This window comes from Citrobacter sp. Cu096, assembly GCF_030332285.1.
Classification (GTDB): domain Bacteria; phylum Pseudomonadota; class Gammaproteobacteria; order Enterobacterales; family Enterobacteriaceae; genus Citrobacter; species Citrobacter meridianamericanus.
Window position 1 is genome coordinate 1 of sequence record NZ_JAOWID010000003.1, and the last position, 256, is coordinate 256.

Annotated in this window: 1 tRNA gene; it reads right to left on the reverse strand. The window is 53.9% G+C overall.

Annotation, left to right across the window (positions count from 1 at the left end):
• Window positions 1-76 (reverse strand) — tRNA-Ala (locus OGX99_RS00805).
• Window positions 77-256: the final 180 nt, after the last annotated feature.

The window sequence follows — 256 nt, forward strand, 5'->3', positions numbered from 1 at the left end:
TGGTGGAGCTATGCGGGATCGAACCGCAGACCTCCTGCGTGCAAAGCAGGCGCTCTCCCAGCTGAGCTATAGCCCCATCGTAGTTATCTCATTCACCTTAATTCTTGCTGAGACAAGGCGTGGAGCGGCGAAGCATACTGAAGTATGCGAGTCGTTTCACAACGCGGTATCAGAAAGAATTTGGTAGGCCTGAGTGGACTTGAACCACCGACCTCACCCTTATCAGGGGTGCGCTCTAACCACCTGAGCTACAAGC